Origin of the sequence: Frateuria aurantia DSM 6220, from assembly GCF_000242255.2 — a bacterium.
Lineage (GTDB): Bacteria > Pseudomonadota > Gammaproteobacteria > Xanthomonadales > Rhodanobacteraceae > Frateuria > Frateuria aurantia.
Genome location: NC_017033.1, coordinates 3,407,974 through 3,430,241 on the forward strand (window position 1 = coordinate 3,407,974; position 22,268 = coordinate 3,430,241).

A 22,268-nucleotide genomic window follows, 5' to 3' on the forward strand; every position below is an offset into this window, starting at 1 on the left:
AGCCCAGCCAGCTATGACCGCTTCCCGTCAATGCCTAGAAGCGGCTCGCCACCGCAACTGACGCCAGCGCCGTCTCCACCGAAGCCGGTATCGGCTGCCGCCGCTCCCGCCACCGGTCGAGCGCCATGCCCTGCCAAACACATCGCCATGGCGGCCATCCTTATCCTTACCCTTCACCATGGGCCATTCATGACTACCTCTTCATCGTCATCACCCACGGGCAGCTGGGCCATCATGCGGCCGGTCAGAGGCCGCATCCGCCTCGCCATGCTGCTGGCCGCACTGGGTGCGGCCGCGACCCTGGCGACTCTGGCCGCACTGGCCTGGGCGCTGCAGCAACTGCTGCAGCATCCCGACCACTGGCCCTGGCCGGCCTTGCTGGTGGCCGCGACCTCGACCGCACTGGCTTTCGGACTGCGGCTGACCGCCTTCAATCGTTCGCACTACGCGGCCTTTGCCTTGGAAACACAGCTGCGCACCCGGCTTTCCGAACATCTGGCCCGTATTCCGCTGGGACGGGTCCAGCATCAGGGACCGGCGGCGCTGGCCAAGGTGATGATGGATGATGTAAAGGAAATGCACGTCTTTGTGGCCGACAGTACCCCACTGTATGCCCGCGCCTATGTCTCGCCCCTGCTGACCCTCGCCTTGCTGTGCTGGCTGGACTGGCGACTGGCGCTGGCGGCCAGTGGCGTGCTGGTTCTGGGTCTGGCCGCGGTGTCCCTGGCCCTGCTCGGCAGCAAGGAGACCTTCAGGCGCTACCACCAGGCGGCCGAGCATGTCAGCAAGGCCGTCGTGGAATATGTCCAGGCCATGCCGGTGGTGAGGACCTTCGACACCGGCAGCGAAACCTTCGGGCGCTATCAGCAGGCATTGCAGGTCTATCGTGATGTGGTCATCCAGTGGTACCGCGCCAACGGCCTGCCGGCCCGGCTGTCTCAGATCATCCTCAGCCCGTTGCCCAGCCTGCTGGTGCTGCTGTGGCTGGGTACCTGGCTGCTGCAAAAGCAGCAGCTGGCCATCGGCGACTGGCTTGCCGTGCTGCTGATCGGCGGTGGCATGGCCGAATCGCTGATGCCGGTCATCTCGCTCAAGCATATGGTGGCCCGTGCCGAGGTCAGTATCCGGCGCATTCACGAAGTGATGGCGATAACGCCGCAACCACTGCCCCCTGTGGACAAGGCACAACACCCCGCTGACGGCAGCGTTCGCTTCGAGCAAGTGGATTTCAGCTATGAAGCCGGCGGCCCCAAGGTTCTGCAGCAGGTCAGCTTCGAGGTGCCAGCGGGCCAGTTCACCGCCCTGGTCGGCCCCTCTGGCGCCGGCAAGAGCACCATCGCCCAGCTGATTCCACGCTTCTGGGACGTGGATGCCGGCTGCATCCGGGTCGGCGGTGCGGATGTGCGCGAGATGCTGCCGGATACCTTGCTGCAACAGGTCGCCTTCGTGTTCCAGGACAGCTTCCTGTTTGCCGGCAGCCTGCTCGACAATATCCGCCTGGGGCAACCCCAGGCCAGCCCGCAGGAAGTCATGGAAGCCGCCAGGGCCGCGCAGGCCCACGACTTCATCATGGCCCTGCCGCAAGGTTATGACACCCCCGCCGGCGAGCGCGGAACCTCTCTGTCTGGCGGTCAACGCCAGCGCGTCACCATCGCCCGCACCATATTGCAGAATCGTCCGATCCTGGTACTGGACGAGGCCACCGCCTTTGCCGACCCAGAGAACGAGGCCGCCCTGGTGCTGGCGCTGTCCCATCTGATGCGCGGCAAGACGGTGCTGATGGTGGCCCACCGACTCGCCACCATCCGCGATGCCGACCAGATCCTGGTCTTCGAACAGGGCCGTCTGGTCGAACAAGGTCGGCATGCCGACCTGCTCGCCCAGGCCGGCTGCTATGCCCGCCTGTGGCAGGCCGGCGAACGTGCCGGCCACTGGACGCTGCAGAGGGGGCACGCATGAGCACGCCGTCCTCCTCTCGCCCCGTCACGCCGCTGCGCGAGACCTGGCGCCAGCTGATGCGCAGCGCCCACGGCCATGCTCCGCAACTGCGGGCCAGCCTGATCGGCCTGTTGGTGGCCGCGGCACTGCAAGGTCTGGCTCTGGCCTGCATCCTTGGACTGTTTCAGAGCCTCCTGCGGCCCGGCCAACACGTCCTTGGCGCATGGTTCTGGTTGCTGACCATGACCCTGCTCAGTCTGCTGGGACTGGCCGTCCGCTGGTGGGCGCAGGGCTTCGACTACCGGGGCGACATGGTCGAAAACAGCTATGAACTGCGCACAGTCCTGGGCGAACAGCTTCGGCGGATTCCCCTGGAACGGTTGCAGGACCGGCGCGCCGGGGAGATTCATGCCACCCTGCTGGGCAATGTCGACGAAAACCTCAGCTATCTGCTGACCATCGCCACCATGATCAGCCATGCCCTGATCACCCCGCTGGTGGTGGCACTGGTCGCTTTCGGCTATGACTGGCGCATCGGGCTGTTGCTGCTGCTGATTTTCCCGTTGCTGATCCCGCTGTATCGCTGGCGTCGCCCGGCCTTGGACCGGGGCATGCGGGTGCTGGCCGAGGCGCACCAACGCACCAGCGCCGATATCCTGGAATATACGCAGGGGCTGCCCGTACTGCGCGCGGCCTGCTGTGTCGGCGACAAGGCCCTGAGCTTGCAGGCCAGCATGCGGCAACTGGAGACCGTGCAGGTCCAGGGCCAGAAGCGCGGAGCCGGCCCCAATCTGCTGCTGGCCACCATCATGGAACTGGCCTTGCTGCTGGTGATCGTCACCGGCACCTGGTGGGTCGCCGAGGGAAGTCTGCAGCTATCGATTCTGGCCGCCATACTGGTGATCATGCTGCGCTTTGGCGAACCGCTGGCCAACTTCGTGCTGTACGCCAAGGTCATCGAGCTGATCGAGGCCGCGCTGGAAAAAATCGAAGCCTTGCTGAGCATCGCACCCTTGCCACAGGTGGCCGCGCAGGCCAGGCCGGAACACTACGGCATACGTTTCGATGATGTGAGCTTCTGCTACGCGGGTGCCACCGCCCCCGTGCTGCAGGGATTGCAGATCGAACTGCCCGAACGCAGCCTGACCGCGATAGTCGGTCCCTCCGGCGCCGGCAAGAGCACCCTGGCCCGCCTGTTGATGCGCCATGCCGATCCGCAGGCCGGAAGCATCCGCATTGGCGGGGTGGATATCCGCGCGCTGACGGCCGAGCAATTGAATGGCCTGGTCTCGATGGTGTTCCAGGACGTCTACCTGTTTGATGACAGTCTGCTGGCCAATATCCGGATGGCCCGCCCCGATGCCAGCGACGAGGAGGTGCAGGCGGTCGCCCGGGCCGCCCACTGCCACGATTTCATTCAACGCCTTCCGGAAGGCTATCTGAGCCGCGCCGGCGCTGTCGGCGGATCACTCTCGGGCGGGGAACGCCAGCGCATCAGCATCGCCCGGGCGATGCTGAAAAACGCGCCGATCATGATTCTGGATGAACCTACCGCTGCGCTGGATACCGAAAGCGAAGTCGCCGTGCAAACCGCCATCGACAGTCTGGTGAGGGACAGAACAGTGATCGTGATCGCCCATCGGCTGTCGACCCTGGTCGCCGCCGACCGGATTCTGGTCATCGACCAGGGCCGGGTCATCGAGTCGGGGCGGCATGCCGAGCTGCTGGCCCGGGGTGGCCGCTACGCCCGCATGTGGCTGGCGCAGCAGGCCGCCAAGGCTTGGCACCCCGGAACCCGGCCCCATGATGCCGCCTCGGCGATGGAGTCACCCGATACCTGACCGTTCTGACAGGCAGGATCCAGCCACCATGCCGCACCTCGTCATCGTCCGGGCACGGCGACAGCTGATGACGAGAACATGCGCGTGAACCAGGCTGCCCGGCTTCTGACCATGTCCGGCAGATGCCCGTGAAGCCGGAACAAACCTCCATCAGCCCGGATGCCCGGCATCCGGCAGATCCAGCCGATACAGCTCGACCGGCCAATGCACGGTCGCATGCCCGTGATGGAATACGGCCGCTCCATCGAGCTGAGGGACGGGAAGATAGATATGGCCATGTCCGTCGAGAAAGGGCGCGTCCGCCCAACGCAGACGCCGGTCGCGTACCAGCATGGACAAGCGCCCGTCCGGTGCCCGCCGCATCAGGCTGCCATCGGCCAGGGGGGTGTAATACAGGCTGCCGTCGACCGCCATCGCGGTACCGCCTGACGGAGGCAGGGCAAACCAGGGCCGGACATGCTGCGCCAGCGCGGCATCATCCAGCATGTCATCATCCAGCCAGCGGGTTTCGATCTGCGACAGTGGCCCGGTCAGCGGACCGAAGTACAACTTGCGCCCGTCCGGACTCAATTCCAGAGGATCGACCTGTACGTGCAGGGGCCGGCCATCCGCCCCGTTCAATACCTGCCCCTGAACGATGATGCGGTCACCGGGTTTCGAGCGCACCCAGGCCATGCCGTCAAACCGCCGGCGAACACGGCCATCATCAAGATCAAGTACCAGCAATGCCCCTTCACCAGCGTCGGTGAGATAGGCATGATGACCATGGATACGAATGTCGTCGATATAGGTATGCCCATGGATGGCGGCCTCCGGCAGGCGATAAATGTGCCTCACGCGATCCTGCCGCGGATCGATCCGGACGATTTTCGGTCCACCAGCCACCGGCCGGCCACCGAGCGTCAGACTGCCTGTATCCACTACCCACAGATCGCCATCGGCCGACTGATGGATGGCATTGACGCTAACAAAGGCTCGTCCGGCATCCATGCCGGGCACCCATTGGTTCCATGAGGCATCGGGATAAGGGCTCAAATGTCCATGGGCATCGATGACGGCCACTGTCGGGCCGGCATACCCCGTCCAACGTGGCGAGCTGACGATATAGCGGCCGCGTGCATCGACCACCACTGCATTCCACGTCATCTGCATGGACTGACGAACCACCGTCAGCCTGGCCGGGGGTGAGGTGGCCATGGCGCGCCCCTGCACCACGGCACCGCCCAGCATGGCTGCAAGACACACGCTCAGGCGAAAAACAAAGAATGACGACATCACTTGCTCCGAAAATCCTGTGGACAGGGCGGCCTGGATGAGACGGCCGGCAGCACCCGATGACAGGATGATGTCCTTGCCGGGCCGGGCCGAACAGAGGCGGTTCATGCATTCAGATTCATGATAATTTTGAAAATGGCCCGATAACCTGTTCCATGATCGGCATTCCCCCAACTCAGGCCACGCCTCTCATGATCCGACTGGAAGACCTGCAGATCTTTGTGGCCGCCGCCAACCACGGCAGCCTCACCGCCGCGGCGCGGCAGCTGGATCTGAGTCCGGCCGTCGCCAGCGCCGGGCTGAAGCGACTGGAAACGGAACTGGGCACCCGACTGCTGGCACGTTCAACCCGCAGTCTGCGCCTGACACCCGATGGCGAGCGCTATCTGCCCTACGCCGGCTCCATGCTGGAACACCTTGATGCCGGCCGACATGCCCTGGCCCGCGACCGCAACACGATAGGTGGAAGCATGGCGCTGTCGGTTCCCTCCGATCTGGGCCGACATCTGCTGCATGACTGGCTGAATGCGTTCCAGGAACAGTATGCCGATATTTCGCTGCAGATCCGTATCGGTGACCATGTCACGGACATGTTTCGCGCACCGATCAGCCTGGCGATACGCTATGGCATACCCGAAGACTCCAGTCTGGTCGCCTTGCCGCTGGCACCGGACAACCGGCGGGTGCTGTGTGCCTCACCAGCCTATTTCGCACGCCACGGGCGGCCCGGACAACCCGCCGACCTGCGTCGGCACAACTGTCTGCGTTTTGCCTTGAATGACAGCCTGCATGATCGCTGGACCTTTTTCGAGCGTGGCCAACCGCAAGTCGTGCAAGTGGCCGGCAATCGCAGCAGCAACGATGGCGAACTGGTCCATCGCTGGGCGCTGGACGGACATGGCCTGGCCTATAAATCGCGACTGGACGTGCTGGCCGATCTGCGCAGCGGCCGGCTGGAAACCGCGCTGGACGATTGCGACGGCGAACCGGCGCCCCTGCATCTGATCAGTGCCCATCGCAGCATGCTTTCACCCAGCGTCCATGCACTGTGCGAGTACCTCCAGCAGCAGGTGGCCATCCATACTGCATAAGTCCGGCGACAAACGGTCCTGCTCGGCTTCAATTTCTCGTTGAAACTGATTCGACAGCCAGCACCTGTGATCGAAACGCGTGACGATCGATCATCTGCCTTGCCTGGCACGTCCCGGCGGCAGCCTGATTCAAAGCAACGTGATTCAAAGCAGCCTGATTCAAACCAGCGTGATTCAAACCCGTGCCTGACGTCCCGCCGCCATCATCCGCCACCATCCGGAGTCCCCCCATGAAAGCCGTTGGCTATGCCCAAAATCTGCCGATCAGCAACCCGCAGTCGCTGATCGATCTGGAATTGCCTGAGCCGATCCCCGGCGAACATGACCTGCTGGTCGAAGTTCGCGCCATTTCGGTCAATCCGGTCGATGTAAAGATCCGCGCCAACAGGGCGCCAGAACCGGGCCAGACGGCCGTGATCGGCTGGGATGCCGCCGGCGTGGTGCGTGCCGCAGGGTCGAAGGTGAGCCTGTTCAAGCCCGGTGACCGGGTCTGGTATGCCGGCGATCTGCGGCGGCCAGGCAGCAATGCCGAGCTGCAGATCGTGGACGAGCGCATCGTCGGCGCCATGCCGCAAAGCCTGGACTTCGCCGCCGCCGCCGCCCTGCCGCTGACGACCATTACCGCCTGGGAGCTGCTGTTCGACCGCCTGCGCATCCCCGAAGGCCATGCGACCGCCGGAGCCAGCCTGCTGGTGATCGGCGCGGCCGGCGGCGTCGGATCCATCCTGGTGCAACTGGCCCGCCAGCTGACAGGCCTGACCGTGATCGGCACCGCCTCGCGCCCGGAAACCCGGCAATGGGTGCTCGACCTGGGTGCCCATCACGTCATCGACCACAGCCGTCCGCTGTCCGAAGAACTGCAGCGCATCGGCTTCGAGGGTGTCGAGCATATTGCCAGCCTCAACCAGACCGACCGTCACTTTGACCAGATCGTCGCTTCGATCAAGCCCCAGGGCCAGCTCGCCCTGATCGATGATCCCGAGCTGATCGACGTACGCAAGCTGAAAACGAAAAGCGCCTCCTTGCATTGGGAATTCATGTACACCCGCTCGATGTTCGCCACACCTGACCAGATCCGGCAGCATGAATTGCTGAATCGCGTCGCTCGGCTGATCGATGCCGGTACGCTACGCAGCACCCTGAATGAAAGTTTCGGCACCATCAATGCCGCCAATCTGCGTCGCGCACATGCCTTGATCGAAAGCCAGACTGCACGTGGCAAGATCGTGCTGGAAGGCTTCTGATCCGGTTCGCCGTATCGGTCGTCGAGGGCCTCTCGACGACATCCGGGTGATCGTCAGACCCCGACCGCCTGACGATCAACATGGAGCAAAGCCCGGCGGGAGAGGCGTCGCGAACCTCCGCTGTTCCGCCGTCTTGCGCCGGAAGCCACCCTGATGGACTGATTGCATCCGGCCATCTCGCCGGCCAGAATAAATTCGTGCGTCGCGGCCCTCCTTGAGCATGCCGCTGACTCGCCATGCTGCCGAAATGCAATCCGCCGCTGCACGGCATGGTGCTGGTGCACAGTCATTGCGGCCGCGTTATTTGGCCCGCGGGGACCATCTCGCATCCGCGGCCGACATCCTCCCGCTTCCGATATGCGAGAATCTGGACCGACGCCTCATCGCCGGATCCGCCTACGGAGCTTTTCGCATGAATCGTTTGTCCATTCTTGGCCTGACCGGCCTCTCCACGCTGGCTTTCGCTCTGGCCTCGCCGGCCTGGGCCCAGAAGCACACCCTGCCGCCGACCCGGCAGGCCGGGCAGCCGCTGACCGAGATCGCCAGTTTCGATGATGATTTCAGGCTGGTCGGCATCGGCGTCACGCCGGACGGACGCATTTTCGCGACCGCTCCGGCCAATGATCGGCGCTCGCTCTACAGCGTGGTCGAGGTCGACCCCAGGACCGGGCATATCACGCCCTATCCCGATGCCGCCTGGAACCGTTTCTCCGAGTCACGCCCTGCATCCTCGGAATGGATCAATGCCCAGGCCTTGTGGGTCGATGTGCAAGGGCATCTGTGGGTACTCGATATCTCTCTGCCCAGTCTGGACCAGAGCCTGTTTCCGCCGAAGCTGGTCGAAATCGATCCCGTCAGTCATACCGTGCTGCGCCAGTATCCACTGGGCGATATCGTGCACCGGCCGGATGCGCTGAACGACTTGCGGGTCGATCCGCGCGTGGGTGCGGCTTACCTCACCAATGCCGCCAACCAGGGCAGTCTGGTGGTGCTCGATCTGGCCAGCGGCAAGGGCCGCCAGGTGCTGGTCGGCGACCGCTCGACGCGTTCGGACCCGGATCAGCATTTCACCGTCGAAGGACAGCAGGCCTTGAAAAACAGCGGCCAGCCGGTGGTACTGCATGCCGACGGCATCGCCCTGTCACCCAAGGGCGACTGGCTGTACTACCGCCCCCTGTCCGACCACCATTACTGGCGGGTGCCCACCGCCGCTCTTCGCGATGCCTCGCTGAGCCCGGCCACACTCGCCAGCAAGGTCCAGTTTCTCGGCGACTCGGTGATGTCCGGTGGCCTGATCATGAGCCCGGCCGGCACGTTGATCGGCGGCGATCTGCAACACCGCACCGTGGTCGCCATGCAAGTGGACGGCCAGCCACCCCGCCTGACCACGACCCTGCTGGCCAGCGACCCTCGCCTGTCCTGGGCCGACGGCTTCGCCATCAGCCAGGGCAAGCTGTATATCGCCGATTCGCGGCTGTGGGAGGTGTCATTCAAGAACGGATACAAGCGTGCCGGCAAGTTTGCGATCTACAATCTGGAATTGCCCAAGAGGAAAGCTGACTGAGCCCGATATCCGACGCAGTACCAGTCCCGGGGCACAGCATGGTCACGAAACAGCAGGACCGCTGCTTCGAGGACTGGCACTGCAACGCCTCCCATCATCAAAACACCGAGGTGGAGGCCCGGCACCACAGGAGCCTCTTTTGATCATCTCGACTTTGCTGCTTGCGGGTTCAACCGTGCGCCCTCAGACACGTCAGCAGATTCCGACCGTCTATGAAGCGGGTCACTTCTATGCCGTTCCTTAAACAGTTGACCACCAGCGACTGCGCCTGCTGGTCGACACGGGGGGCGCAGGCGGCAGTGGCTGGTTTGTTGTCGACGCCGGTGCCGTACGACGCCTGAAGTTGCCGACAGTCATCTGCTCGCTCGGCGCAGCCAGGTTCGATGTGATCCAGTCGCTCCCTTTCCGCTCTGGACATTCACTGCCCGACACATCCGCGACGCCCTGTGGTTCCGCGGCTCTGGTCAGCCTGACCATAGGCCATGCCACCCACGGCGCGGACGGCGTGCTTGGTGCAGGTTATCTTCCCGATCACGTATGGACCTTTGACTATCCGCAGCGGCAAATCTGGGAGGAGGCCCGAAACTGGCGTCCCACGGCAGATATGCACCGTGCCGATCTGGGTTTTCCACGCAACATGGCCGGCAAGCCCGTCAGCGGCTTCCCGCGCATCACCATCCACGTGGACGGGAAAGCACTGGACATGCTGCTCGACACCGGCGCGACGGCGCAACCCACAACCGCAGGCGAACAAGCCAGTCATATCCCGATCAAAAATGGTATCGGAGTGACCAGCTATATCACCGCCAGCTTGCTTGAGCGCTGGCATCACCAGCATCCCTGCTGGCGTATCGTTGACGACGGGGACAGCTTGCTTGGGCATGCCCGCCTGATCGAGGTGCCGCAGATCGAAATCGCCGGGCTGAAAACCGGCCCCGTCTGGTTCACCGAGCGACCGGACGCCAACTTCCACGACGGCATGTCACGTTATATGGATCGCAGGGTGGAAGGCTCGCTGGGCGCCAATGTCTACGGCTATTGGGTCATGACTCTGGACTATCCGCGTGCCACGGTCTGGTTCGCCACGCAATAAAACGACGCCATCCCGAGACCCAAGCCACTTCCGCCATCACACTGTTGGGAGGAAAGAGGGTATCCATGAGCAACACGCCTCCCCGGTCCCAGGCGCCAGATGAGGGACTGACTGGCCTCTGTTGCGACCTTTGCCGAAGCGATGCTCCCGGTCGCTCGAGCACACCAGCCAATGTATTCATTTGCAATAACTTTGAATACACGTAGCCATCTTGAGGGTCACACCATGCCCCGTTCCACAACTACGACCCTGACCGTGCGCCTCAGCGGACCGCTGAGCGACTTCGTTGCCTCAAACGTGGGGGAGCATGGTGCCTACGAAAACGTCAGCGAGTACATGCGAGACCTTGTCCGCCGCGACAAGGAACGCACCGAACAGCAGGCATTTGACCGACTGGAGGCCGAGCTGGCCCATGCCTTTGCCGCGCCCGAATCCGCGTACCAGCCCTTGACCGCCGCCGACGTCATGACCCGCAACCGGAGATAAGGCATGCCCCAGGTGCGCGTCCAGGCATCGGCATCCCGTCGGCTGGATGAAATCTACCGCTATACACATGACCGCTTGGGCGCGCAGCGGGCGGACAGCTATATCACCGGTCTGTTCGCAACGTTCGACGGCATCGCCACCCACCATACGCTCTCACGCCCCATCCCTGCCGAGTTCGGCCTCGAGGGATATTTCTTCCGCTACGAACATCATTACGTCGATTGGCGCCACCTCTCGAACAGAGATATCGGCATCGTCACCATCCTGCACAAGCGGATGCATCAGATCGACTGTTTCCGAGAAGACACTGGCATCCAGCGCTGCCTCGGCTGAGTAGAAACCGGTGGGTTATTACACCTGAGATGACAGGATCAACGATGCTCGCCTGATCACGATGGGGCCTGGTGTTGAAGCCCGGGCTTTGATCTCCTGAGCTTGCATGGCACTGGAGCAGCCAAATCCATAGGCGGCAACAAACTCGATTCGAGCACCCCTTCAAAGCGGAAACTCATGTGCGTATCACGCGTGCAGCCTTGCGGTAGACCAGCAACCATGTTGCCACCACCCAGAGCACTCCGCTGACCAATGACTGGGCCAGCACGATGGACAGTTTTGAAACAGTCAGCTCGATGCCCTGCATGGCATAGATAAAAGCAAAACCCATAAACAACAAGGCGGAGAAGAAGGCGCCCACCGTGTAGGCGTAGAACAAAAAGCCTTTGCGCAAAATCAAATCTTTCATGTCGATGCTCTCCTTCGCTGGAAGAGTCGCTGTTGGCCTTGAAGCTGAAAATAATGCCAACGAACTGGCTACAGCCGCATTGGCCCTGCAATCGCGCTGTACTCAGCTCAAGGCTACCGCGCAACCAATCGCCGCACCCACAGCACCGATACCGGCTCCAGCTACCAGCCCGCCCAGTCCACCTAACGGTCCTCCGATCAGTCCCGCAAGACCACCAGCTAGTCCCCCGGCGGCAGCTGCACCGCCCAACGTTCCAATGCTGCACTCGCCAGGAAGCACTGCACCACAAACGATCTCCTGTTCGGTAGATGTCAAAATACGCATGTCATATCCTCCTTCGCATTTTTGGAAGAAAAACCATGCTGGCTCCTGCATGGAAAGACCGCCTGGATCGCTCTCTTCTTCGGTACACCCGTGATGGCTCACCAGCACCCGATGGCTGCCGGAGACCACGCTATCCTGACCATTACAGACTTTATCCAAGGTAACGCCGCGTTGCAGGTGCCTATCGACGCGGATATCCATTCTCATCGCCGGGACTGCATCGACGACGAGATGAAATGGTCCCACTCGGTGACTCTGGTGTGGGATCTCATGACCGCGAGGCCGATACCGTCACAACACGGCTGTAGAAGCCGGCAGCGGGATTCAAACTAAGACAAGCTGGGTCAAGCGATTGTGCAGGCCCACTGAGCGGCACGGTAAGCCCAGGCAACGCTCAGGCACCAGCTGAACATGGATTTCAGGGACTCGCATTTTCGGCCTTGCCCGGCACGGAATCCGATGGAGTCGCGTTCGCAAACCAGAAGCAGGAGAATCTCCGGGAGCATCTGACCTCCATGCCGTTGTCCATGGGATCGGCTTGGAACCCGATAAATACTGGAGCGGGTGAAGGGAATCGAACCCTCGTCAGTAGCTTGGGAAGCTACAGCTCTACCATTGAGCTACACCCGCCGAGGCCGTTGCGGCAGGGGCATGTTACCCCAGTCCTCGTGGCTTGCAAACTGTCCGGCATGGCCGCGACAAAGCCGTGGTCGAGTCCTGGCCCCGGAACGGCTACAATTGACTGTTATGCTTGGGCAAAACCTGCGACCGACAGCCCCCTGGCTGGGCCGGAGTGGCCGCAGCTTCACTTGCGGGTGAGGTGGTACGACCACTGCCACAGGTTCTGACCCAGGCCTTGCTTTCACCGACCGACCGGCCCTTCTGCCATGACCGATACCGACCAGCCCGCCTCCCCCGCTTCCGAAGCCTCCGGCGACGAGTCCCTGCGCCAGCGCCGCATACGCAGTTTCGTGCTGCGTGAAGGCCGGATGACGCCGGCCCAGCAGCGGGCCTTTGATGCGCACTGGGCGCGTTTCGGCTTTGACTATCGCGCCGCGCCGCGGGATCTGGAGGCCGATTTCGGCCGTGCGGCGCCCAAGGTGCTGGAAATCGGCTTCGGCAATGGCGAGGCGCTGGCCTGGGCCAGCGAGCATGATCCGGCGCGCGACTATATCGGGGTGGAAGTGCATGGCCCCGGCGTGGGGCGGCTGATGAATGCCCTCGCCGCTCGGGATGCAAGCAATGTGCGGATCTACAAGCACGATGCGGTGGAAGTGCTGCGCAACGATATTCCGGCAGGCGCGTTGTCCGAGGCACGGATCTGGTTTCCCGATCCCTGGCACAAGAAGCGCCACAACAAGCGCCGGCTGGTGCAGACCGAATTCGTGGAGCTGCTGGCATCGCGGATGGCGCCGAACGGACTGCTGCATCTGGCCACCGACTGGCAGCCCTATGCCGAGCACATGGTCGAGGTGATGGAGGCCGCGCCGTCGTGGACCAACCAGGAAGGTCCGGGCGTTTATGCGGCCAAGCCTGACTGGCGCATCGAAACCCATTTCGAACGGCGCGGTCTCAAGCTTGGCCACGGCGTCTGGGATCTATTGTACCGCCGTCGCTGAGCGGCGGCCTCAGGCCGCTGCGGTCTGTCGCTTGGGCACGCCCAGCTGGATGGGCTGTGCCGCGACCTTGCGGCCACTCTCGGTGCAATAATCCGGCAGACCGCAAGCCGGTACGCTGGTACGGCTGAACAGCTGCCCAACCCAGTCGATAAAAGCCTGCACCCGTGCCGACAGATGTCGGCGCTGGGGGTAGATCAGCCAGACCGGCGAGCCTACCGAGATGGTGTCCTGCATGATGATTTCCAGCTGGCCGGCCTCAATCGCGCAAGCTGCCAGGCAGTAAGGCGCCTGAATGATGCCGAGGCCGGCCATCGCCGCCTGGATCACCGATTCGCCATCATTGATGAGCAGGTGGGCCTGCACATCCAGGCCCCGTATGCCTTCCGGCGTGGTGAACTGCCATTGGATGGGCCGACCTGTTGCAGGCAGCACATAATTGATCACACGATGCGTGGCCAGATCCTCGATCCGTCCCGGGCGGCCGAAGCGCTGCAGATAGGCCGGAGCCGCGCACAGCACGTTGTTGAAATAGCCCAGCTTGCGGGCAATCAAGGCCGAGTCGCCCAGCTCGCCCATCCGGATCGCACAGTCGATGCCCTCTTCCACCAGACCGCTGGCGCGGTCGCTCATCACCAGCTCCAGCCGGATATCAGGATAGCGAGTTTCAAAATCGACCAGATTGGGAATCAGCGAGGCCCGGCCGATGGACATCGGTACCGCCACCCGCAGCTTGCCGCGTGGCGCGATCTTGGCCTCGCCCAGCGCATCCACCGCCTCGCCCAGATCAGCCAGGATGCACTGGCAGCGCTGGTAGAAGCTCTCACCATCCTCGGTCAGTCGCAGGCTGCGGGTCGAGCGTGCCAGCAGACGCACGCCGATACGGTGTTCCAGCCGTGAAATGGCCCGGCTGACGCCTGAAGGCGTCATGCCCAGTTGCGCCGAGGCCGCGGCAAAACTGCGGGCTTCGACCACACGAACAAAGGTAGATATTGCGGAGAAGTCTTCCATGGTCGGAAATCCTACCCCTATTCGTGACTGTATGTCATGAGTGGAATGCCTGAATCCAGGGTTATTGCACTGTCCAGTACACCATATATAGGAGACACGAGTCACTGCCGCCACGGTCGCGGCTACACAGGGGTAAGCATGAACAAGAAAGGGATCATTGCCGCTGCGGCGCTCGCCGCCATCGCCGGGGGCTGGGCCGCCTTGGGTGGCCATGCCATGCATGCGCAGACACCGGTGGCCGGACAGGCCCCGATGGATGTCACCGTGGCCCGGCCTGTCAGTCGCGCGCTGACGGATGTCGAGCATTTCACCGGCAGCTTGCAGGCCGTGGATCAAGTCCAGCTGCGGCCGCGAATCAGCGGCTATGTCGATACCGTCCTGTTCACGGAAGGTGCCCGCGTCAAACGCGGCCAGCTGCTGTACCAGATCGACCCTCGGCCCTATCAGGCCGAGGTGGATCGCCTGAGCGCAACTCAGTCCCAGGCCAAGGCCGAGCTGAGTCTGGCCCGCAGCAATGCCGCCCGGGCCGACCGCCTGCTGGCCCAGCACGCGATCGGTCAGGCCGACGCCGACCAGCAACGCACCGCGGCACTCAGCGCCCAGGCCAGTCTGGCCGCGACGACGGCCGCACTGGCCGCGGCACGCCTGAATCTGGACTTCACCCGGATCCGTGCACCCATCGACGGCCAGGTCAGCAATGCCCAGGTCCAGGCCGGCAATCTGGTGACTCCTGAGACCGTTCTGACCAGTGTGGTCAGCGTCGATCCCATCTATGCCTATTTCGAGATCGATGAACACAGCTGGCTGCAGATCTCGCATCTGTTGAGCCGTCAGCAGGCGCATCTGCAAGTGGCGCTGGGGCTGGCCGACGAAACCGGCTACCCGCACCCCGGCCGGATCGACTTTATCGACAATCAGCTGCAGCGCAATACCGGCACCATCCGCCTGCGCGCAGTGTTCGACAACACCGATGGCAGCTACAAGCCCGGCCTGTACGCCCGCCTGGCCTTGCGCTGGGGTCAGCCGGCATCGCGCCTGCTGATCGAGGATCGGGCGGTGGGCACTGACCAGGACAATCAGTTTGTCTACGTGGTCGATGCCCAGCAGCATATCCAGTACCGGCGCATCCAGACCGGCCGGCTGGTAGATGATCTGCGCGAAGTGCGCAGCGGCCTGCAGAGCGGTGACCTGGTAGTGGTCAACGGGCTGCAGCACGTGCAGCCGGGCCAGAAGGTCCATCCCGTGCCCGAGACTCGCACTGTCGCGAACCTGCCGCTTGCAACGCCTGTCCGTTCGTTGGCGACGACGCGCTGAGCCGAGGCGCTGCCAGGAATATCCGATGAAAAACTTTGCCCAATTTTTTGTACAGCGACCGATCATGGCCGCGGTGCTGTCACTGATCCTGGTGATCGCCGGCAGCATCGCCTTGTTCAAGCTGCCGATCAGCGAGTACCCGGAAGTGGTACCGCCCACCGTGGTGGTGCGTGCCAACTTCCCCGGCGCCAATCCCGAGGTGATCGCCGAAACCGTCGCCACTCCACTGGAAGAGCAGATCAACGGCGTGGAAGGCATGCTGTTCAGCTCGTCGCAGGCCACCAGTGATGGCCAGATGACCTTGACCGTGACCTTTGCCCTGGGCACCGATCTGGACAATGCCCAGGTCCAGGTCCAGAACCGGGTCGCCCAGGCGCTGCCCAAGCTGCCCGACGAGGTCCAGCGGCTGGGGGTGACCACCCAGAAGAGCTCACCGGACCTGACCATGGTGGTGCATCTGGTTTCACCCGATCACCGCTATGACATGGCGTACCTGTCGAACTATGCCCGCCTCCACGTGAAAGACATTCTGACACGGCTCGATGGGGTCGGTGACGTGCAACTGTTCGGCATGGGCGAATACAGCATGCGGATCTGGCTGGATCCGCAAAAACTGGCCGTGCGCAAGCTGACCACCGGCGATATCGTCAAGGCGGTACGCGAACAGAACATCGAGGTGGCAGCCGGTGCGGTCAATGCCAACCCGGCCCGCAGTGGCGCCGCCTTCCAGATGAACGTGAATACCCGCGGCCGGCTGGTGACCGAGCAGGACTTCGGCAATATCGTAGTCCGATCCAATGCGGAAGGCGGCGTTATACATCTGCGGGATGTGGCGCGGATCGAGATGGGTGCCAGCCAGTATGCATTGCGCAGTCTTCTGGACGGCCAGCCAGCGATCGCCATGCCGGTGTTCCAGCGACCGGGTTCGAACGCGATCCAGATTTCGGATGAAGTTCGCAAGACCATGGCCGAGCTGAGTCGTGATTTCCCGCAGGGCGTCGAATATCGCATCGTGTATGACCCCACCATCTTCGTGCGTGGCTCGATCCACGCGGTGGTGCACACCCTGTTCGAAGCCATCGTGCTGGTGGTGCTGGTGGTGATCCTGTTCCTGCAGACCTGGCGGGCCTCGATCATCCCACTGGTGGCGGTACCGGTGTCACTGATCGGCACCTTCGCGGTGATGTATGTGGCCGGCTTCTCGTTGAACGCACTCTCGCTGTTCGGACTGGTGCTGGCCATCGGTATCGTGGTCGATGATGCCATCGTGGTGGTCGAGAACGTCGAACGGAACATCGAACTTGGCCATGAGCCGGCCGAAGCCACCCGCCGCGCCATGGCCGAGGTGACAGGTCCCATCGTCGCCACCGCTCTGGTGCTGTGCGCGGTGTTCATCCCCACCGCCTTTATCAGCGGACTGACCGGCCAGTTCTACCGGCAGTTCGCCCTGACCATCGCCATTTCCACGGTGATCTCGGCCTTCAACTCGCTGTCGCTGAGTCCGGCCCTGTCGGCCGTGCTGCTGCGTGGCCACAACGCTCCCAAGGACAGGCTGACCTTGTGGATGGAACGCTGGCTCGGCTTCGTGTTCCGGCCGTTCAATCGCCTGTTCGAACGGGCCTCGCTGGGCTATGTCGGTGCCGCCAGGCGGATCATCGCCAAGGGACCGATCGCGCTGGCGGTGTATGCCGTGCTGATCGGATTGACCGGATACGGCTTCCATCACGTCCCCGGCGGTTTTGTGCCGGCCCAGGACAAGCAATACCTGGTGTCGTTCGCCCAGCTGCCGGACGCGGCCTCGCTGGATCGCAGCGAATCGGTGATCCAACGCATGAGCAGGATCGCCATGCAACAGCCGGGTGTCGAACATGCGGTGGCCTTCCCCGGTCTGTCCATCAACGGCTTTACCAACAGCACCAACGCCGGCATCGTGTTCGAGATCCTCAAGCCCTTCGAGGAGCGGCGTGACCCTTCGCTGTCGGCCGCCGCGATAACCGCTGCCCTCAACAGCAAGTTCGCGACGATCCAGGACGCCTATATCGCCACCTTCCCGCCCCCGCCAGTGCAGGGCCTGGGTACCATCGGCGGCTTCAAGCTGCAGGTGGAGGATCGCAACCAGGAAGGCCTGCAGGCGCTGTACCAGCAGACCATGGGGCTGATCCAGAAAAGCCGGAAGGTACCCGAGTTGGCCGGTCTGTTCTCCAGCTACCGGGTCACGGTTCCGCAGGTGAATGCCGATATCGATCGTGAAAAGGCCAAGGCTGAAGGTGTCGACCTGGGTGATGTGTTCCAGACCCTGCAGGCCTATATGGGTTCGCTTTACGTCAATGACTTCAACCGCTTCGGACGCACCTACCAGGTCAATGTCTCGGCCGATCAGGGCTTTCGTCATGATGCCGGGGACATCCTGCAGCTGAAGACCCGCAATGCCGACGGCGACATGCTGCCGCTGGGCTCGTTCCTGACCGTGCACACGGTGGCCGGGCCCGAACGGGTGATGCACTACAACGGCTATCCCACCGCGGAAATCAATGGCGGGGCGGGCCCCGGCTTCAGTTCAGGCCAGGCCCAGGCCGCGATGGAAAAACTGGCCCGGGAAAATCTTCCCCGCGGTATGAGCTTTGAATGGACCGACCTGACCTATCAGCAGATTCTGGCCGGCAATACGGCTGTACTGGTGTTCCCGCTGTGCGTGCTTCTGGTCTTTCTGGTGCTGTCCTCGCTGTACGAGAGCTGGTCATTGCCGCTGGCGGTGATCCTGATCGTGCCGATGGTGCTGCTCTCGGCCATCAGCGGGGTCTGGCTGTCCGGTGGTGACAACAACATCTTTACCCAGATCGGGTTGATCGTGCTGGTGGGTCTGGCCTGCAAGAACGCGATTCTGATCGTGGAATTCGCCCGCGAACGCCAGGCCGAAGGCATGACTCGCCACGAGGCGGTGCTGGAGGCGGCACGGCTCAGGCTGCGACCGATTCTGATGACCTCGATCGCCTTCATCATGGGCGTGGTGCCGCTGGTGACCTCGCAGGGCGCCGGTGCCGAAATGCGTCATGCCATGGGTGTGGCGGTGTTCTCGGGGATGCTCGGCGTGACCTTGTTCGGGCTGATCTACACCCCGCTGTTCTACGTGCTGATCCGTGCCTGGGTGGAGCGTCGCGAGGCGCGCAAGTGCCAGGCGGCGAGTGCCAGGCATATTCTGGAAGGACATTGAGATGAAAAAATCCGCATGGACTTTGCTGGCATCCAGCCTGCTGCTGGCCGGCTGCGTCAGCGTCGGCCCCGATTATCGCGCGCCGATGCCAAAGGCACCGGTGATCCAGGGGCTGGACCCGGCCCGGGAATCGGCCGCGCAGTTCCAGGCCCAATGGTGGCGCCAGTTTCGCGATCCGACCTTGGACCGTCTGATCCAACGCGCCGTGGCTGGCAATCTGGATCTGAAACTGGCCCTGGCCCGCTTGCGCGAGGCCCGCGCCGAAGTCTCCCATGCACGCTCCGGAGAAATTCCGGACGTGCAGACCGGCATCGACTACTCCCGCACGCTGGAGCAATATCCCGGCTTCAGCCGCCAGCGGCTGGACATCCGCAATTACCAGATGGGCTTTGATGCCAGTTGGGAAGTCGATCTGTTCGGCGGCATCCGCCGCAATATCGAAGCCGCCCATGCCGAGGCGACCGGATCGGTGGCCGATCTGCAAGCGGCCCAGGTCAGTCTGATCGCCGAGGTGGCCCGCGATTATTTCGCCCTGCGCGGGACCCAGCTGCGCATGAATGTCGCCCAGCGGACGATTGCCAATCAGCAGCAGACCCTGGGCCTGACCCGCTCCCGCGAGCAGATCGGCACCGGCTCCGAACAGGATGTGGCCAGTGCCCGCGCCCGGCTGGAGGCCGTGCAGGCCCATCTGCCCAGTCTGCAGGCCGAGGCCAGTGCCGAGACCTTCCGCTTGGCCGTGCTGCTGGGCCAGCGTCCGGGTGAACTGGATATCGATCTTTCGCCCGCGAAGTACCGGCCCATCGACGTGGTGCTGCCGCTGGGTCAGGCCGGCGACGTGTTGGCCCGACGGCCGGATATCCGCGCTGCCCAAGCGCGCTGGCATGCGGCAACGGCCCGGATCGGGGTAGCCAAGGCCGATTTCTATCCCCATCTGCGGCTGGGCGGTTTTTTCGGCCTGTTGTCGGGAACCGATGCCGGCCTGCTGTCCAATGCCAGCCGAGCCTGGTCGTTTGCGCCCAGCATCAGCTGGCAGGGCCTGAACGTGACGCGCGTGCTGTCGCGTCTGCACCAGAGTGAAGCCCAGGCCGATCAGGCGCAGATCAGCTATCAGCAGACGCTGCTGGCCGCGATCGAGGATGTCGACAATGCCGTGGAAGGCTACAACCGGCAGCGCGAACGTACCGTCCACCTGCTGGCGCAAGCCGATGCCAGCGAACGGGCGGCATCGCTGGCCCGGATCCGCTACCAGGAAGGCGCGACCGGCTTCCTCGAGCTGCTTGATGCCGAACGGGTGCAGCTGGCGGCCGAAGATGATCTGGCCATTGCCCAGGCCGACATCAACACCCGTGCGGTGGCCTTGTACAAGGCGCTGGGTGGCGGTTGGCAGGCCTGCGGCGACGTGAACTGTCGAGCGCTGCAGTCGCCCTTGGCTGTCAACCGTCCGGTACAAGACCCACGTTGAGACCACAAAAAGCCGGAACCAGATCCGCCGTATCACGACAGTCCGGTTCCGGCGGCGTCCCTCTTTATCGGCGTTGATCAGGGCCGGCCGCTGGCCGGCCTGATCCCCCATCTCCGGGTCAGATCGGATCCAGCGCGGCCTGCATCACCGCCAGCTGCTGTTGCAGGCGTTGCATCTGCTGCTGCTGCTGACGCTGTTCAAGCAGTTGCTGACGGCACAGACGCAGCGCCGCCAAGGTCAGGCGCTCCCGGTCATCGGCCAGGGCCCGCGCCGGACCCGAGATCGATCCCAGGGTCCGGTTCAGCAGGGCGGTCGAGGCTTGCAACAGCTCGACCTCATCACCTGCCACCTCGAACTGGTAGCTGGTTCCCAGCACCTCGACCGAGGAAATCACCTTGCCGTCTGTCGCCGCCAAAGGACTCAGGCTCCGTGCGGCTGGCTGGGCGCGGCCACCGGAGCAGCGGGCGCAGCAGCAGGCGCGGCCGGAGCGACATTCGCCTCGGCGGCATCCTTCAGCAGGCTCAGCAAGGCGTGCATGCGCTGCTCACCCATGGCGTGCTTGTCTTCCTGTTCCATCAGGCTCAGTTCCAGCTTCTCGCACAGCTCGCGCGATTCGCCCAGCTGCTGGCTCAACTGGGCTTTTTCGCCGCGCAGCTGTTCCACCAGCAGCAGCAGGTTCTTGATGCCCTGCTCCACATCGATAATCGTCTGTTCCATCATGTCTTGCCTCAAAACCAAAACTGCAAAAAAGGCCGGAAAGGGTATCAAATCCGGGACCGGTCAAGCCAAATACCGGCTGACCGGCCGGTATCGCGCTCAGTCTTCGCCGCGCAGCCAGCGCGCGGCATCGATCGCGTAATAGGTCAGAATGCCATCGGCACCGGCGCGCTTGAAGGCCGTCAGCGACTCCAGCACCACTGCCTTTTCATCCAGCCAGCCATTCTGCACGGCGGCCTTCAGCATCGCGTATTCACCACTGACCTGGTAGACAAAGGTCGGCGCGCCAAAGGCGTCCTTGACACGGCGCAGCACATCCAGATACGGCATGCCGGGCTTGACCATCACCGCATCAGCACCTTCCTGCAGATCCAGCTCGACCTCACGCAGGGCTTCATCGCTGTTGGCAACGTCCATCTGGTAGGTGTGCTTGTCGGCCTTGCCCAGGCTGGCGGACGAACCGACCGCATCACGGAACGGGCCATAGAAGGCCGAGGCGTATTTGGCCGAATAGGCCATGATCCGGGTGTGGATGTAACCGGCTTCCTCCAGCGCATCGCGGATGGCGCCGATGCGACCGTCCATCATGTCCGAAGGCGCGATGAAATCCATGCCGGCCTCGGCCTGGGCCAGCGACATCTTGATCAGCGCCTCGATGGTCGGCTCGTTCATCACATAGCCGTTCTCGTCGATGATGCCGTCCTGACCATGGGTGGTATAAGGATCCAGCGCTGCATCGCCGATCAGGCCCAGTTCCGGATAAGCCGCCTTCAGCTGACGGCAGGCGCGCTGGAACAGCCCGTCCGGATTCCAGGCTTCACGCCCGTCCTCGGTTTTCACGGCGTCGCCCGCGGAGGGAAACAAGGCCAGCGCGGGAATGCCCAGACGCACGCACTCGCCGGCGAGTTTCAGCAGCTCATCGATGGACAGACGCTCGACACCCGGCATCGAGGGCACCGGTTCACGCTGGCCTTCACCTTCGCGAACGAAGGCGACCATGATCAGGTCGCTGGGCAGCAGAGTGTGTTCGCGCATCATGGCGCGCGAGAAAGCGTGACGGCGCATGCGCCGCATCCGGGTGGTGGGGTAACTCATGCTGGCAGCCTCGTTAACAACAACGGTAAAAAGAGTGTGGAACGGCACACTGCATCGCCGGTCGATCTGAAGGGCGGACACTGGACCTGGATCGTCTGCCATTTTAACGCCGACGGCACCGAAGATTCAGCAGCGCAGTCCCATCGTCTGCCCCGCCACGGCGCTGCAAGGCCTTTGTCTGCCCGCTTTTGCTGCAGTGCAACACCCATGAACGGGATCAGCGGTACGATCTGCCATCGATGCA

19 protein-coding genes and 1 tRNA gene are annotated in these 22,268 nt (G+C 63.2%); 12 read left to right on the forward strand and 8 right to left on the reverse strand.

Features of this window, described 5'->3' with window-relative positions; all coding sequences use genetic code 11:
• Positions 1-189: 189 nt before the first annotated feature.
• Positions 190-1,959, forward strand: coding sequence for an ABC transporter ATP-binding protein (locus tag FRAAU_RS15490; RefSeq protein WP_041270635.1), 1,770 nt, complete (start codon positions 190-192; stop codon positions 1,957-1,959).
• Positions 1,956-3,779 (forward strand): ABC transporter ATP-binding protein, encoded by a 1,824-nt coding sequence (locus tag FRAAU_RS15495; RefSeq protein ID WP_014404465.1) that lies wholly within the window; start codon positions 1,956-1,958, stop codon positions 3,777-3,779. Before FRAAU_RS15490 ends, FRAAU_RS15495 begins: the two co-directional genes overlap by 4 nt.
• A 150-nt stretch (positions 3,780-3,929) precedes the next feature.
• On the opposite strand, the gene FRAAU_RS15500 is transcribed toward FRAAU_RS15495, so the two are convergent.
• Positions 3,930-5,162 (reverse strand): L-dopachrome tautomerase-related protein, encoded by a 1,233-nt coding sequence (locus tag FRAAU_RS15500; RefSeq protein WP_014404466.1) that lies wholly within the window; start codon positions 5,160-5,162, stop codon positions 3,930-3,932.
• A gap of 83 nt (positions 5,163-5,245) precedes the next feature.
• Here FRAAU_RS15500 and FRAAU_RS15505 point away from each other — a divergent pair, with 83 nt between their 5' ends.
• The 6 genes from FRAAU_RS15505 to FRAAU_RS15530 all read left to right on the forward strand — a co-directional run bounded on the left by FRAAU_RS15505 (position 5,246) and on the right by FRAAU_RS15530 (position 10,865).
• Positions 5,246-6,145 carry a LysR family transcriptional regulator gene (locus tag FRAAU_RS15505; protein WP_014404467.1) on the forward strand — a complete coding sequence of 300 codons (900 nt, stop codon included), beginning with the start codon at positions 5,246-5,248 and terminating at the stop codon, positions 6,143-6,145.
• 230 nt (positions 6,146-6,375) lie between these two features.
• Positions 6,376-7,389: a zinc-binding alcohol dehydrogenase family protein gene (locus tag FRAAU_RS15510; RefSeq protein ID WP_014404468.1), complete on the forward strand. Its 1,014-nt coding sequence runs from the start codon at positions 6,376-6,378 to the stop codon at positions 7,387-7,389.
• Between the two features lie 412 nt (positions 7,390-7,801).
• Entirely contained in the window at positions 7,802-8,953 is a 1,152-nt protein-coding gene (locus FRAAU_RS15515) for a Major royal jelly protein (RefSeq protein WP_014404469.1), read from the forward strand.
• Between the two features lie 385 nt (positions 8,954-9,338).
• A complete protein-coding gene (locus FRAAU_RS15520; protein ID WP_014404470.1) occupies positions 9,339-10,046 on the forward strand; it encodes a hypothetical protein in 708 nt (235 codons plus the stop codon).
• A gap of 225 nt (positions 10,047-10,271) precedes the next feature.
• Positions 10,272-10,532 (forward strand): ribbon-helix-helix domain-containing protein, encoded by a 261-nt coding sequence (locus FRAAU_RS15525; RefSeq protein WP_014404471.1) that lies wholly within the window; start codon positions 10,272-10,274, stop codon positions 10,530-10,532.
• Positions 10,533-10,535: 3 nt separating this feature from the next.
• Positions 10,536-10,865, forward strand: coding sequence for a type II toxin-antitoxin system RelE/ParE family toxin (locus FRAAU_RS15530; protein WP_014404472.1), 330 nt, complete (start codon positions 10,536-10,538; stop codon positions 10,863-10,865).
• Between the two features lie 175 nt (positions 10,866-11,040).
• Here FRAAU_RS15530 and FRAAU_RS15535 read toward each other — a convergent pair whose 3' ends face one another.
• The 3 genes from FRAAU_RS15535 to FRAAU_RS15545 all read right to left on the reverse strand — a co-directional run bounded on the left by FRAAU_RS15535 (position 11,041) and on the right by FRAAU_RS15545 (position 12,228).
• Positions 11,041-11,274 carry a hypothetical protein gene (locus FRAAU_RS15535; RefSeq protein WP_014404473.1) on the reverse strand — a complete coding sequence of 78 codons (234 nt, stop codon included), beginning with the start codon at positions 11,272-11,274 and terminating at the stop codon, positions 11,041-11,043.
• Between the two features lie 102 nt (positions 11,275-11,376).
• Complete coding sequence (locus FRAAU_RS17335) at positions 11,377-11,799, reverse strand: hypothetical protein (protein WP_156803443.1); 423 nt, start codon at positions 11,797-11,799, stop codon at positions 11,377-11,379.
• A gap of 355 nt (positions 11,800-12,154) precedes the next feature.
• Positions 12,155-12,228, reverse strand: a tRNA-Gly gene (locus FRAAU_RS15545).
• 257 nt (positions 12,229-12,485) lie between these two features.
• Here FRAAU_RS15545 and trmB point away from each other — a divergent pair.
• Complete coding sequence (trmB, locus tag FRAAU_RS15550; RefSeq protein WP_014404475.1) at positions 12,486-13,217, forward strand: tRNA (guanosine(46)-N7)-methyltransferase TrmB; 732 nt, start codon at positions 12,486-12,488, stop codon at positions 13,215-13,217.
• Between the two features lie 9 nt (positions 13,218-13,226).
• Here trmB and FRAAU_RS15555 read toward each other — a convergent pair whose 3' ends face one another.
• On the reverse strand, positions 13,227-14,225 hold the full coding sequence (locus tag FRAAU_RS15555) for a LysR family transcriptional regulator (protein ID WP_014404476.1): 999 nt from the start codon (positions 14,223-14,225) through the stop codon (positions 13,227-13,229).
• Between the two features lie 138 nt (positions 14,226-14,363).
• Here FRAAU_RS15555 and FRAAU_RS15560 point away from each other — a divergent pair, with 138 nt between their 5' ends.
• Genes FRAAU_RS15560 through FRAAU_RS15570 form a run of 3 tightly spaced genes read left to right on the forward strand, consistent with a single transcriptional unit; the run spans position 14,364 to position 20,212 of the window.
• Positions 14,364-15,539, forward strand: a complete 1,176-nt coding sequence (locus FRAAU_RS15560; RefSeq protein WP_014404477.1) for an efflux RND transporter periplasmic adaptor subunit — start codon at positions 14,364-14,366, stop codon at positions 15,537-15,539.
• Positions 15,540-15,564: 25 nt separating this feature from the next.
• On the forward strand, positions 15,565-18,750 hold the full coding sequence (locus tag FRAAU_RS15565; protein ID WP_014404478.1) for an efflux RND transporter permease subunit: 3,186 nt from the start codon (positions 15,565-15,567) through the stop codon (positions 18,748-18,750).
• Position 18,751: 1 nt separating this feature from the next.
• Positions 18,752-20,212: an efflux transporter outer membrane subunit gene (locus FRAAU_RS15570; protein WP_014404479.1), complete on the forward strand. Its 1,461-nt coding sequence runs from the start codon at positions 18,752-18,754 to the stop codon at positions 20,210-20,212.
• A 118-nt stretch (positions 20,213-20,330) separates the two neighbouring features.
• Here the strand turns inward: FRAAU_RS15570 and zapA are convergent, their stop codons facing one another.
• The 3 genes from zapA to hemB all read right to left on the reverse strand — a co-directional run bounded on the left by zapA (position 20,331) and on the right by hemB (position 22,024).
• Positions 20,331-20,627, reverse strand: a complete 297-nt coding sequence (gene zapA / locus FRAAU_RS15575) for a cell division protein ZapA (protein ID WP_014404480.1) — start codon at positions 20,625-20,627, stop codon at positions 20,331-20,333.
• 5 nt (positions 20,628-20,632) lie between these two features.
• Positions 20,633-20,932 (reverse strand): hypothetical protein, encoded by a 300-nt coding sequence (locus tag FRAAU_RS16695; protein WP_014404481.1) that lies wholly within the window; start codon positions 20,930-20,932, stop codon positions 20,633-20,635.
• Positions 20,933-21,028: 96 nt separating this feature from the next.
• A complete protein-coding gene (hemB, locus tag FRAAU_RS15585; RefSeq protein WP_014404482.1) occupies positions 21,029-22,024 on the reverse strand; it encodes a porphobilinogen synthase in 996 nt (331 codons plus the stop codon).
• Positions 22,025-22,268: the final 244 nt, after the last annotated feature.